Genomic DNA, 14,695 nt, shown 5'->3' with positions numbered 1-14,695 from the left:
GAGTTTGCTTAAAAATCAGTCTTTTCTAAGTCATGAAACGCGCATAACTCATATAGTCAATTTATACCGCTATTTAATAATAATTTTCCAAAAATATTTATAAATTAATGTATAAAAATATTAAAAAAATGCTATCTACTTGAAAATTCAAAGAAGATAGCATTCTTGTACCACTTACTCTACTGTAAGTTTTTGAAAATCATGGCCTGATGGTGCCTGATACACTCTTAAACCAAACTCAGGCAAAATCGCGATGAGATGGTCAAAAATGTCGGACTGAATTGCTTCATAAGAAACCCATGCAGTGGTATTAGTAAAGGCATAAATCTCTAGTGGTAGACCTTCACTCGTCGGTTGCAATTGACGAACAATTAAAGTTTGATTTTGTGCGATTCCTTTGTGCTGACGCAAATAGAATTCAACATACGCTCTAAATGTTCCGATATTGGTTAAACGTCTTTTGTTATAGCGAGACTGACTACCTAAATGCTTATTGAACTCGTCAATCTCAGATTGTTTAGCATTGAGATATTGATCTAACAATAGAAAATCTTTTAGCTTTTGCTGCTCTTCTTCGGTCATGAAGTGCACACTGCTCTGGTCAATGAAAAGCGAACGCTTCATACGACGGCATCCAGCGTTACTCATACCGCGCCAGTTTTTAAAAGTGTCTGTAACAAGTTTATTGGTTGGAATAGTGGTATAGGTTTTATCAAAGTTTTGTACGGTTACAGTATGTAGTGAAATATCAATCACATCACCATCGGCATTTAACGACGGCATTTCAATCCAGTCCCCTATACGCACCATGTCATAAGAAGCAATTTGTACACTCGCGACCAATGACAAAATTGTATTTTGGAAAACCAACATTAATACGGCTGCCATCGCACCAAAACCAGCAAGCAAGGTAAATACATCCTTTTTAAGGAATGTACCTAAAATCATTAAACCACAGACTACAAACAGGATAAGTTTAACGAGTTGCAAATAGCCCTTAATCGGCTTGTTTCTAGATTTTGGATTACGTTGATAGATTAAATTAAATATATTTAATAATTCACTGATCGTGAGCGCAATAGTCAGGAAAATAAATGCTTGCGCACCCATCTGTACCAAAGCAATTGCTTTTTCAGATAAGTGTGGAACGGTGGTAATACCATTCATAATGACGATAGCAGGAACAATATTGGCAAACCGCTTTATGACACTATGTTGAGCAAAGACAGATTGATTAAGTGACTTGATTTTAGTCACTAAATGACGAATACCCCGAACAATAATTCGCTTAGCAATGAAGTTTGCCAATGCAGCAAATAGAATTAAAATTGTGAGTGAAACTATCATTTCTAGCCAAGGATAATTGCTTAACTCAGCCTGAAGATCTCGATAATAATTAAAAAAATTCAAACCTCTACACCTTAAAACTTTATTTTCAGTAATTTTAAAGTGTTCGTGTGCTATAGATTAAGACTTGTTTACATATGTCGTCATAAATACAACACGTCTATAATACTTAATCGCTAAATTAGATTAATTTATGGAAATATGATTCATACAGGCAATAAGCTTAAATTTTTAGAAAGTTCTTAAATAATTTCTAACGCAAAGCCGCTTTTATCTTTGTAGACCATCTAAATCAGATTTTTGTCCTTTAAGCACATGGTGAATAAATTTACCTAATGCTAAAAATTAGCCATTCGCATTAAATCAAAAATTATGAATGGAGTGACATCTATGCTCACAGGGAATCATCAACTTAAAGCAAGAAAAGTATATTTCGACTTTTCAGAGTCATCTGTATGTTGGATGCCAAATGACCCTCTGTGTTCACATGTTGCTAATGGCATAAATATGCTTTTGCCTGCGGGTGAGTTTTGGTTCTGCCGCGTGTTCAATAAAACTCTACCCTACATTAACGATGAAAAATTAAAACAAGAGGTCGTTGGTTTTGTACGTCAAGAAGCAGCTCATGCTCGTGCCCATGAAAAAGCACAAGACTTTTTAAGGGAGCATGGCTACGACATTCAAGATCCTCTCAATCGTGCTCATCTGGTTTTTAATATTTTATTAGGTGACAAACCTCTTGGTATTCCTTTTTTAAAAGGTGAGAAAGTTGAGGAGTATTGGTTACTATTCCGAGTCGGTGTAATTGCTGCAATTGAGCACTTTACCGGAACGATTGGTCAATGGACTCTCGATAGTAAGTCGTGGGATAAGGCAGATCCTGCCATGGCAGATTTATTCCGTTGGCATCTTGCAGAAGAAGTCGAGCATCGTTGTGTTGCCTATGACTTATTTGAGCACTTATTAACAAATAAATTTGGTTTTTATATTTCTAGGCAAGCCATCATGATGGCAGTTTTCCCATTATTTATTTATTTTCTTGCCGATTTCGCCCGTAGTCTTGGACGACAAGATTTGGAACACCAAGATATTCAAAAATTGATGCGTCGGGGTTACATTAATATTATTCGTGAGTTTGAAAAAACTGCTACTCAATCAGATAACCTACCAACAATCAAATATTTATGGAAAGCGACATTAAGATGGGTGTCTCCAAAATTTAATCCGATCCATGAAGGTGACACCGAACAAGCTTTAGCGTATATGGCTCGCTCACCTGCCGTTCAATACTTTGAACAAATGACACAACATCCTGCTACGGCTTCAACATTAAGCTAAATGCTGACCTATTTTTTGTTTTAATCAGCGCCCCTTTATAGGGGCTTTTTTTATGTAAAAAGCATTATTCACAAAATATATCCGTCATTTTTTCCAAAAGATTACTTTTTGTTAGTGTGATCAATTTTTATAAAATAGTAAGTTCCTGCCTATCTACTTATATTTAAAAACTTAATTTATTTAGCCTTTTACAAAATATAGATTTTATTATTCAAAGAATTAGATCAAAAAAATTAGTGAAAATTCCTATAACTCATCCTACTTTTGCTTTACAAACCGCAACAATCTTGGAATAAATCGTAATAATAATTTAATTAATAATAATTATCATTTACAGCACATAAAAACCTGAGAAGATCTGCCATGATCCATGAAAATATTCTCGAATGCATAGGTAAAACGCCACTATTACAACTATCAAGGCTGTTCACGCATCAATCAGTCTCAGTGATTGCGAAAATGGAATTGTTAAACCCAGGAGGAAGTATTAAGGACCGCCCAGCTTTATTCATGCTACAGGAAGGCCTGAAATCTGGAGTGATTAATAAAGATAGTCATATTGTTGAAAGTTCTTCTGGGAACTTAGCGATTGCACTTGCAATGGCCTGCAAAATATATGGATTAAAATTTACTGCCGTTATTGACCCGAAAATTGCCTCAGCAAATTTACAAATGCTGAAGCTTTACAAAGCCAATATCGAAATGGTTTCTGAAAAAGACCAAAACGGCGGTTACTTAAAAACCCGAATTGACACCGTAAAACGTCTTTGCCAACAACTGCCAAATGCAGTCTGGATTAACCAGTATGCAAATCCAAACAACTGGAAAAGCCACTATTTTGGGGAAGCAGAAGAAATCTTAAGTCAAATTGATCGCAAGATTGATTACCTTGTGATTGGAGCAAGTACCTCCGGCACGATTATGGGCGTGTCTCGTCGCCTTAAAGAAAAGTTCCCCGAATTAAAAGTCATCGCTGTCGATATTGTCGGCTCTGTGCTGTTCGGTGGCACATCTGGTCCACGCGAAATTCCCGGTATTGGTGCAAGCACTGTCCCAGCTCTACTCTCCCCCGATGAAATTGATGATGTCATTTATGTAGATGACTACGAATCGGCACTCGGCTGCCGAGAACTTCTTGAACATGAAGGAATCTTTGCAGGCGGTTCGAGCGGCTCATCTATTTCAGCCATCAAAAAACTGATTCCAACCATTCCAGAAGGTTCATGCGTTTTAACGCTGTTGCCCGATCGTGGCGACCGTTATCTCGATCTGGTTTATGAAGATGAATGGTTCGAAATGATCAAGAAGCGTCACTTCAATCGAAACGTACGACGCCAAGAAAACCTTACTTTACAAAATGTTGTTTAACTTTCTCCTTAGGACATATTCATGAGCAATTTGGCTACCCTTCGCTATTTAAGTCAATCAGATTTATTAAATCTTGGCGCAAATCATAGCAATTCATTTATTGAAGCGATTACTGAAGGTTTAACCCTGCATGCAAATAAACAGTTTGTACAACCCTTAAAACCTTATCTTCGCTGGCAAGGTGCAGACCATATTGCGGACCGTATTATCGCTATGCCTTGTTATTTAGGCGGTAATGACCCGATTGCCGGAATTAAATGGATTGGTTCAAGACAACATAACCCTAAAAAATTCAATATTCCGCGTGCCAGCGCACTGATTGTTTTAAATGACTCAGAAACAAACTATCCGGTTGCAGTGATGGAAGGCAGCTTAATTAGTGCCATGCGAACTGCTGCTATTACAGGCGTTTCGATTAAGTATTTAGCGAAAAAAGACTTTTCAGATATTACCGTGATTGGCTGTGGTCCAATTGCACAAATGCAGATTAAGACGGTACTTGAGCAATACGCTCAAGTGAAAAAAATCCATTTATTTGATGTAAACCCTGAAGCGGCTGAAAAACTCAAAGCGTTGTTCTTATCAGAATATCCGAATCTAGAAATTGAAATCCATGACAGTGCTAAGTCTGCGATTCAACAAGCCGATGTTCTCATTACCTGCACAGTTTCAGATAAACCTTACATTCCGTTTGAGTGGCTTAAAAAAGGCTGCTTTGTTTCAAACATTTCAATTATGGATATTGAGCCTGAAGTCTTCTTAAAAGTGGACAAAGTGATTGTAGATGACTGGGACCAATCAAACCGAGAGAAGAAAGTCATCAATGTGCTGGTTGAAGATGGCTTATTCAGCCGTGAAAAACTACACGCTGAACTTGGCGACATCATTATTGGTCATAAAAACGGCCGCGAACACGAAGATGAAATCATTTTGCTCAACCCAATGGGCATGGCGATTGATGACATTGTCTGCGCTAAGTGGTTCTTCAATGCCGCACAAGAACAAAACGTTGGCACGGTTCTACCGCTTTTATAAGAATAGGAATAAATAAAATGTTAGATCGGATTTACACAGCACAACTACAAAAAACAATAGATGCACTCTACATGGAGAATTATGGAGATTTTAAAGATCATATTTCCTATAAAAAGCCTTATCTGGCAATTACTCTCAATGATGAGTTGGAACTCTATTTCAACTGTTTAAAAGTAGATGGTGTAAATCCTTTCTATGTTACCCAACCCGAAGTTTTGCTTCATAACCTCTTGAGCAATACGACGTCTAAAATTTCTATTTCTGAAGTTTTTAACTATTTAACCCAAGCAAATTGGTGGCCGTCACCACACCATCAAAAAGCGATTGATTATTGGCTAGACAACTTAGTAACGGCTGGAAAAATTCCTCAAATTTTACAGTCAGCCATTTCATTTTCTTCGCCTTTAATCAAAAGCGAGTTGCTATCGCTGGTCGCTGACCGTCCATTTCATCCGTTCGCTCACTCAAAAGGTGAACTTGCACCACTCACAACTCAAAAAGAAATTGAGGTGTATTGGTGGGCATTTAAGAAAGATGACGTGATCAACAATATGGAGTCGATTCCTCACAAAGAGCTCCTGTTATCAGAAGTTGAGGAAAGTCTTATTGCTGACAAAATGGGTGAGCTTTCAGATGACTACATAGCCCTGCCTTTGTTAGAGACTCAACATCGCTATTTAAAGTTTGATGAAAATAAGTACGGCGGTATTGACCTAAACCATGTCACTACCATTGGTTTACCGACTTCTTCTTTAAGAACGCTTATTCACAACACAAAACCTACACTGCATTTGAAACTCTCGACCAATGCCAAAACATTAGGTGCAATCCGCTCTATGCCGGGCCGTTACTTAATGAATGGACATACGGCTTATGATTTTTTAAATGACGTTATTAATGAAACTGCTTTAATAAAAAATCGTCTCTTTTTGAGTAATGAAACACATTGGTGGGTGCTCGGTAAGCAAGAGCCGATTGTAAAAAATTTAGGTGTAATCGGTTGCCAAGTCCGACATTTACCCAATTTTTGCCAAGATAAAAACGTCACGCCTATTACTATGTCAGCTTTAAGCTGTACATATGTTGACCCTTGGAAAACTTTAGGTATTGAAGGTGACAAATGGTCATTACTAAAAGACTTAAGTGTTCATTTTATTCAAACATTCTTAACGCTTTGGGCAAAAGGCGTCATGCCTGAATGCCACGGGCAAAACACCATGGTGTGTTATGAAAATAATAAGTTTAAATGCTTTATTTTACGTGACCACGATACCTTAAGAATATGTACCACAGCCATTGAAGAAAGTGGTTTTATTCCTCCGATTTATACCATCGATACCAGCACGCCGAACAATCTTATCTTTACTAAAAATGAGGACTTATTTAATTACTTCATTACCTTAGGGATTCAAATTAACCTCTACCCAATTGCTTTAGCCACATTGAAATATACGGATCGAACGGAAAACGATTTCTGGGAGATGGTTCAAGACATTATTCAAGATTTTGTAGAAACCCAACCCATTTCAGAGCGAACAAAATCACAAATTCAAACTTATTTTTTTGACAATAAGACTTGGCCATTCAAACAGCTCCTTACGCCTTTACTTGCGCAAGAAAGCGACTCAACAGGCATGCCAAGTAAAATCGGAAGTACGCCAAACCCTTATCACAGCTTATCTGTTTCTAGCTATGAGACCATGGATATCTAAATCATGCGCTCATCTCGCCTAGATCATTTCATTATTTTGCTCTGTCAGTTTTTTTCCACTTTTGGGCTTATGGTGCTGATTCCGATCATGCCGCTCTATATGGAAAAACTGACGGCGCATATGAGTGCTCCAACTATCTGGGCAGGTTTAGCACTCGCGGCTCCGGCTATTGGCAGTTTATTTACAGCACCAATTGTGGGACACCTATCCGACACATTCGGCCATAAAAAAGCATTATTACTTTCACTGGCTGGTTTCTGTATTTCAATACTGCTTATGGCGAGCGCCCAGCATTTATACCTATTTATTTTCGCGCGAATTTTACTCGGGTTTTGCGGTCTTTCCGTGATTTTAAATGCATATGTTTCATATCTTTCCAATGAGCAACAACGAGGCGCTGCTTTTGGGCAACTACAAAGTAGTGTTGCGCTCGCTTGCCTATGTGGCCCCGTGCTCGGCGGGATATTTATGGATCAATGGCGGGTTGAAGTATTACTCAACGCAACAGCATTTGTTGTGATGACACTCATTGTAATTGCGTCATTTGTACTAACCACTCCTGTTAAAACTGAGGCGCCAAAAACCAAAGAGAAATCTAAGCTTCCCGCTTTCTTTGATAGAACGATTTTTTCATGGTTAAGCGCTGGCATTTTGGTTCAAGCCGGTGGCTTTGGTTTGGTGTCTTGCTTCGTTTTGTACATTAGTGAAATAAGCCAAAGCACTCATTCATCGTTATCTGCTGCAAGCTTAACAGGAACCATTCATGCGCTTTCATGGGGAGCAGCCTTTATTGCTGCAACCTATTGGGGAAAAAGAAATGATGATAAAGGAGATTCTTTTAATAACTTCATTTACGCATCTTTAATTTGCGGCATCACAATTTTCGCATTGATCTGGGTTTCAAATATTTGGCTAGTTCTTGTATTACGACTCATACAAGGCTTTTGTTTCGCCGCCCTGATTCCCTCGATCTTACACACCATTTCTCTAAAAGCTGGCGCTCAAAGCCAAGGAAAAGTGATTGGCATTTCTAACAGTGCTTTTGTCTTAGGACAACTTATTGGCCCAATCACCATCACGCTCACCTACTCATTTTTCAATATCACCGCTGCATTAATCTGCACCTCACTATTTTTTATCGGTGCGGGATTAGTGGTGATTTTGAACAGATTCTTAATGGATACAATTTTAGAAGAGGCACAAGAATGAACTCAATTATTACAACAGATGCATGGTCTTATAAACTTTTCGAACAGTACCTAAATACTTTCTTTCGTGAACTCAAAGTGAATCTTGAAGAATGCATTATTCCAGCTCAAGACTCTCCTTTATTCACCCTATATGCAGAGCAACCAGACACCCTATGTTTTGCTTATACATTTAATGCATCTAACACGATTGTTTATGGCGCAGTTCAGCACTTATCAACTACAGGTTATCACAGATATCAACGTGGTTTTGTTCTGCAAAACTTAAACGACAATACATTTGACTCACTTACCGACCCTAAACAGTTAGTGAAGCTGATTACAGATGAGCTGAATAGTCTATTTAAAGACAAAAACCAAAATAAGAACCTGTACTCCGATATTGCCAATAGTATCGAGAACACAAAATTCTTTTTAGAAAATAAGCCTTCCCAAACAGCAACTAAAGCGTTAAGTGGTTTTCAGGCAACCGAACAAGGCATGTTATATGGGCACCCTTTTCATGTGACTTCTAAAGCCAACTTAGGTTTTTCTAAAGAAGACATGAAAAAGTACAGCCCTGAGTTAGGTGCAAGTTTCCAACTCCACTACTTTGCAGTTCATTCTTCTTTAATCCAAAAGCTTGTAAGTGAAGAACAGCCTTCTCATCTTATTGAAAATGAAGTTTTAGAAACTGCAAAAGAGCATTTGCAAGAGAACTTCACTAATTATGAACTGATGCCAACCCATCCTTGGCAAGCCAATTTCTTACTTCAACATCCGTCTTTAAAAAAACATTTAGACAGCCAAAACATAATCTATCTGGGCGCTTTAGGTCAAACGGTATGGCCGACCTCATCTGTTCGCACGGTGTGGTTACCTCAATCGAACCTATTTTTAAAGCTTTCCATTGATGTGCGAATTACCAGTTTCATTCGTAATAACCCAATGGATGAAATGGAACGCGCGATTGATGCGAGCAAAATTATTATTAATCACAAGATTAATGAGCAATATCCTGACCTTGTGATTCTGCCGGAGTTGGAGGCAAAAACAGTCAAAATTCCAGAGCTTGAAAGTTCATTTGGCATTATCTATAGAGCTGGGCTCACTCCTGATGTATTAGAAAATACCCGAATGCTCGGTGGCTTAGTTGAAGAGAACGAAAACCATGAAATCCCGCTTTTAAGCTTTATTCAGCAAGCAGCACCGAATCAAAACTTACAATCGAACGATGCCAAAGACTTCATTACTTTCTGGTGGAAACAGTACGTTAAAGTTTCGCTTATTCCATTAGTTGAGTTGTTTGCAAACAAAGGCATTAGCGTAGAAGCGCACATGCAAAACAGCTTAATGGAATTTAAAAATGGCTATCCACATCGTCTTATTCTTCGAGATATGGAAGGCATTAGCATTGTTCCAGAAATGATAGAAGACGACTCATCTATTTCTGAAGATAGTACTGTTTGGTTCTCTCAAAAAGATGCATGGACGTTTTTAAAATATTATCTCGTGATCAATCACATTGCTCATCTCATCAGTGCAATTGCACGAGTTACAGCAATTGATGAATCTGAACTTTGGCAAGCCACCCGTCTTACGCTCACACAAGAAAACTTTAGCGCCAAAGGCCAGCAGTACCGCGATTTATTAATTCATTCACTCACATTACCAATCAAGGCAAATATGTTAAATACGCTCTACCACAGTGGTGGCAATCCTATTTGGATTGAAGTTGAAAACCCTATTTATAAATATCGCGGTGCAGACGCGCTTTGCCCTCTTCAACCAACACAACAAACCAATTATAAAACCCTCGCGGAAACTCGCGTGATGGGCCAATTACTAGAAGCGCTTATTTTTGAAAATACTTTTAAATACGAGTTTTCTAAAGGTCAGATCAAGTTTTATATTTCCGATACCGTTTTTTATACCTGCACGGCTAAACAACATTTCAGTTTTAAACGAATTAAGTTAGATCCTTCAAGCTTAGTCCGTTCTGATATTACATTAGACGCTGAAACTCACCCTAACTTAAAAACACTACTTGCCGATCTAAAAAATATTATTGAAGCAGACCCGGTTAAATGGCAAAATTTTAATGATGAGCTGAATTTAACTTACGTTAAACATGCGCAGACTTTGAGCCAAGTTCCTACCCAACCTTTAAGAACCTTGCCTTATTTAGAGCAAGAAGCACGGATTACCAACGCACATTTATATCATCCAAGTTTTAAATCTCGTATCGGCTTCGATTTAAAAGAAAATCAAAAATATGCACCAGAGCTTTCTGAAAGTTTTACAGTCCAATGGGTGGCGACTCATAACAGTTTATGCAAACTGGTTTTAAGCGAAACTATTAACTTAGAGCAGCTCTATAAACAGCATTTTTCAGAAAAAGATCTACAAGTCATTAACGATCAATTGAAAGAGCAAAATGTAGATTTTAAAGATTATATTCTTACCCCAATTCACCCATGGCAGTGGGATAAAATTATTGAATTATATTATCAAGATGCGATTAGCAACCAACTGATCATTCCGTTAGATATTAAAGGTCCGACTTATTTACCGCAGCAGTCCATTCGCACATTATCAAATATTAGGGATATCTCGGCGCTTTCTCTTAAATTGGCAATGAACTTAGTCAATACTTCGACCTCTCGCGTATTGGCACCACATACCGTTCAAAATGCGGCAAAAATGAGTGACTGGCTGTATAACATTGTTGAACAAGATCATATTTTAGAAAAACAGCGCAAGCCTGTTATTTTAAGAGAGATTGGTGGTCTTTCAGTTAACCAGCAAATTGCACTACCTGTTCAATACGGCGCACTCGCCTGCATTTGGCGCGAAAGTATTTACAGCTACTTAAAAGAAGGTGAATCGGCCACACCAGTAACAGGTTTGATGCAACTCGATACGGACCAAAAACCTCTCATTGATGAGTGGATTCAAGAGTATGGTATCGAGTTCTGGTTAGAAAAATTACTCACCAATGCTTATTTACCCATCATGCATATTTTATGGTGCCACGGCCTCGCTTTAGAGTCACATGCACAAAACATGGTGCTGATTCATAAAAATGGATTACCCGTTAAAGCGGCCTTGAAAGATTTCCACGATGGAATTCGCTTTAGTCGTCATCTTTTACGTGAGCCGGACCTTTTACCTAACTTACAAGATGCGCCAAAAGAACATGCCAAGATTAACCCGAACTCGTTCTTGGAAACCCACTCTCCAAATGAGTTAAGAGACTTTACTCAAGATGCGCTTTGGTTTGTAAATCTGGCTGAGTTAGCAATTTTCTTAAATGAACATTATGACTTCGATGAAATCAAATTCTGGACCATGTTAAGAACCATCATCAATCAACATAAAGAAGCTCACCCAGAGTTTAGCGAACGATATGAGTTGTTCAACTTTACAGATGACACCATCGATATTGAACAGCTCGCAAGCCGCCGTTTCCTTCCGGAAATTCGCTTGAGAGTACAAACCACACCCAACCCGCTCAGCCTTATTAAGGAAATTGAATATGAATAAGCATTCGATTTCTTTTAAGAAACGAATAGCAAATGGCGAGACGCTCTACGGAATATTTTGTTCCGTAGCGTCTCCAATTAATGTTGAGCAACTGGCACTTGCGGGCTACGACTTTATTATTATCGACTTAGAACATACTTTATTTAGTACGTCTCAAGTCGAGAGCATGATTTTAGCCGCTAGAGCTATGAGCCTTGATGTGTTTGTAAGAGTACCTTTAAACGCTAACTACCTAGTTTTACCTCTGCTCGATGCAGGGGTAACTGGTATTGTTTTTCCGCGCATTGAAAATGCTCAGCAAGCACAAGAAGCCGTGAACTATTGTCACTATATGCCGCTTGGACAAAGAGGACTGAATTCGACAAGGTTAAATCGATACGGCATGGATGATTTAGCGAGTTTTGTTGAACAGGCTGCAAATGAGACCGTTGTCATTGCCATGATTGAAAGCTTAGAGGGATTAGAACAACTAGATGAAATTTTAAAAGTCGAAGGTATTGATATTATTCTTGAAGGTGCTGCCGACCTTTCTCAATCGATGGGAATGCCGTGGCAAACTAGCCATCCAAAAGTGAAAGAAAAAGTTCAAGAGATGTATACAAAGACTAAAAATAGTCAAAAGCATTTCTGTGCTATTCCTCGACAACCTGAAGATATCGCGGCATGGAAACAACAATCCGTTCAGCTTTTTGTACTCGGTGATGACCGCAGCATTATTCGCCGTGCCCATCAAAACCATCTAAATGCCTTTAAGGACAACTCATAACTGTTCAAATCTTTTAGGGGAATAAAAGCCTATTCCCCTAATCCATTGAATAAATTTCAAATATATTATTTTAAAGCAATTAATAATATTGTTAATTACAATGATTCTCATTTATAATTCGGTCAATTTAAAATCACTCTCAGGGCGAGACAATGGGAAATAAGAAAAGTAATAAGCTTTTAACGAGGAAATCTGAAGTTAAAAATATCATTCCACTTCTTTCACTTGGTGGAGCCATTATTCTTTCAAACACAGCATTTGCAGCTTCAACTTCTGACACCACAGAAACAGAAAAAAAGCCTGAAGCTCTTCCTACCATTACCATTACCGCTTCACGTGCAGATGAACTTTCTACATCAGCCAAACAAGTCACCAAGCTCGATGAAAAACAAATTGAACTTTTAAAAAATGGTTCGTCTGGCAACATTGCGACAGTATTAGCGAAAGCCGTACCGGGCCTATCGGACTCAAGCCGAACCATTACCGATTATGGTCAAACTTTACGTGGCCGTAATGCGCTTATTTTGGTGGATGGCGTTCCTATGAACCTTACACGTGATACAGCGAGAGGACTTTCAGCCATTGACCCTGAAAGTATTGCCAACATTGAAGTGATTCGTGGTAGTAACGCAATTTATGGGGGCGGTGCTGCGGGAGGTATTATTTCAATTACTACAAAAGCTGCGGGCGGTGAACCTACGGCTAAAACCGTCGTTGGACTTCAAACACCACTTACAAATCTGCGTTCTAATGCTTTAAGTGGCGATATTCACCAGTATTTTACGGGCAGTTTTAACGCTTTTGACTATGCGCTCGACTTTGGTTATCAACGTATTGGTAGCCCATACGATGCAAGTGGTGACCGTGTTGCACCAGAACCAAGTCAAGGCGACCTTTACGATTCAAATGGTTATAGCATCGGCGGTAAGCTGGGTTACCACATTGATGACAACCAATACCTACAGTTTGCTGCAAACTACTATAATGCCGAGCAAGACTCAGATTATGCATCTGACCCAAGTGTAAAAAAAGCTCCTGCTGGAACTGTCCCAGCCAAAGCCATTAAAGGCTTAAAGCTTAAAGACCAAAATAAAAACGAAAACCAGATCTACAATTTAACCTATAACCATAAAGACTTTTTTGGTAATAAGGTTGATGCTCAAATTTATTACCGCGACTTCTTTACCCGTTTTTCACCGTTTGATGCCCGTGCAAATGCCAACCGTGGTAAACAAGTCGACCAGATTTATCAAGAAAATAACGTACTTGGTAGCCGCTTAACGGTAACCACTCCCCTTGAGTTTTTAGGTGATACATCATTGGTTTGGGGTGGTGACTTTAGCCGCGAAAAAAGCGAAATGCCTTTAGATATTTTCGACCCTAATATTTATGATGAATCTGGCGGTTTAGAGTTTGTAAAAATCGGAAAACTGATTTATCTACCTGAACTGACCACGCAAAGTGTCGGTGGTTTTGTGCAGTTAAAACACCGCTTTAATGACCAATGGTCAGCAGAAGCTGGTACACGCTATGAAGATAGCTATGCCCAGATTGATAGCTTTGTTCCATTATCACAATTAGGCAAAACCAATCCTTACACGGTTCCAGGCGGAAAAGTAAAAGCTGATGCATGGTTGTACAATGCTAATGTGACTTTCTCACCAAACGACCAGCACTCGATTTATGCATCGTTTAACCAAGGTTTTCAGTTACCTGATGTTGGTTTAATTATTCGTAATGCTGGTGAAGGTTTTAACCTTGGATCATCATTCTTAGAGCCTGTAAAAGTTGATAACTACGAGCTTGGCTGGAAAGGTAACTTTAATAACTTCTCTTCAAGCTTAGCGGTGTTCCACTCTACTTCTGACTTAGGTGCTGTGCAATCATTCAACAATGGTTTAGTACTGGCTCGAACGAAAGAGAAAGTTACTGGGGTTGAAGCAACACTTGATTATCTTGATGATGCAAATGTATGGGGAACTGGCGGTAGTGTTACGTGGATGAAAGGCCGTGAAAAACCTCAAAACGGTTCTGAACAAGACATGACAGGCTTCCGTATTCCACCATTAAAACTCACAGCTTATGTTTCTTATAGTCCAACTGAAACTTGGACGAACCGATTACAAGCAACTTACTTCGGTTCAGAAGATTACCGTCTAAATGGTGTAAATAGTTTTGGTCGCTACGATGTAAAATCTTATACCACAGCAGATTTAATCAGTAGCTTTGCGCTGAACAAGAAAGACACCATGACCATTGGTTTAGAAAACATGTTTAACCGCAAGTACTACCCGCTTTATAGCCAATTATTAAGAACGAACGATAACACCAGTCACTTACTTGCAAATGGCATAACGCTTAAAGTGACTTATAGCCATAAGTGGTAAGAGCTTTGG

The 14,695-nt window shown here is 38.8% G+C and carries 9 protein-coding genes; 8 read left to right on the top strand and 1 reads right to left on the bottom strand.

The annotated features are described in order from the left end of the window. Nucleotides 1–174 precede the first annotated feature (174 nt). A complete protein-coding gene (locus NE363_RS07530; RefSeq protein WP_004701012.1) occupies nt 175–1,410 on the bottom strand; it encodes a mechanosensitive ion channel family protein in 1,236 nt (411 codons plus the stop codon). A 327-nt stretch (nt 1,411–1,737) separates the two neighbouring features. Here NE363_RS07530 and NE363_RS07525 point away from each other — a divergent pair, with 327 nt between their 5' ends. The 8 genes from NE363_RS07525 to NE363_RS07490 all read left to right on the top strand — a co-directional run bounded on the left by NE363_RS07525 (nt 1,738) and on the right by NE363_RS07490 (nt 14,686). Next, entirely contained in the window at nt 1,738–2,685 is a 948-nt protein-coding gene (locus tag NE363_RS07525; protein ID WP_068935436.1) for a metal-dependent hydrolase, read from the top strand. A 363-nt stretch (nt 2,686–3,048) separates the two neighbouring features. Beyond that, complete coding sequence (gene sbnA, locus NE363_RS07520; RefSeq protein ID WP_445536179.1) at nt 3,049–4,053, top strand: 2,3-diaminopropionate biosynthesis protein SbnA; 1,005 nt, start codon at nt 3,049–3,051, stop codon at nt 4,051–4,053. Nucleotides 4,054–4,074: 21 nt separating this feature from the next. Continuing rightward, nucleotides 4,075–5,088, top strand: coding sequence for a 2,3-diaminopropionate biosynthesis protein SbnB (gene sbnB / locus NE363_RS07515; protein WP_002115662.1), 1,014 nt, complete (start codon nt 4,075–4,077; stop codon nt 5,086–5,088). A 71-nt stretch (nt 5,089–5,159) separates the two neighbouring features. Continuing rightward, nucleotides 5,160–6,800 carry an IucA/IucC family protein gene (locus tag NE363_RS07510; protein ID WP_445536364.1) on the top strand — a complete coding sequence of 547 codons (1,641 nt, stop codon included), beginning with the start codon at nt 5,160–5,162 and terminating at the stop codon, nt 6,798–6,800. Nucleotides 6,801–6,803: 3 nt separating this feature from the next. Next, nucleotides 6,804–8,009 carry an MFS transporter gene (locus NE363_RS07505; protein ID WP_086497196.1) on the top strand — a complete coding sequence of 402 codons (1,206 nt, stop codon included), beginning with the start codon at nt 6,804–6,806 and terminating at the stop codon, nt 8,007–8,009. Further along, nucleotides 8,006–11,533, top strand: coding sequence for an IucA/IucC family protein (locus NE363_RS07500; RefSeq protein WP_445536178.1), 3,528 nt, complete (start codon nt 8,006–8,008; stop codon nt 11,531–11,533). The genes NE363_RS07505 and NE363_RS07500 overlap by 4 nt, the downstream gene beginning before the upstream one ends. After that, entirely contained in the window at nt 11,526–12,299 is a 774-nt protein-coding gene (locus NE363_RS07495) for an HpcH/HpaI aldolase family protein (protein ID WP_445536177.1), read from the top strand. The genes NE363_RS07500 and NE363_RS07495 overlap by 8 nt, the downstream gene beginning before the upstream one ends. Before the next feature lie 152 nt (nt 12,300–12,451). Then, complete coding sequence (locus NE363_RS07490; protein WP_445536176.1) at nt 12,452–14,686, top strand: TonB-dependent receptor; 2,235 nt, start codon at nt 12,452–12,454, stop codon at nt 14,684–14,686. Nucleotides 14,687–14,695 lie beyond the last annotated feature (9 nt).

It is taken from the genome of Acinetobacter sp. G18, assembly GCF_052660225.1.
Note: the sequence above shows the minus strand (reverse complement) of the source record. Positions and strands in the feature narration are given on the sequence as shown.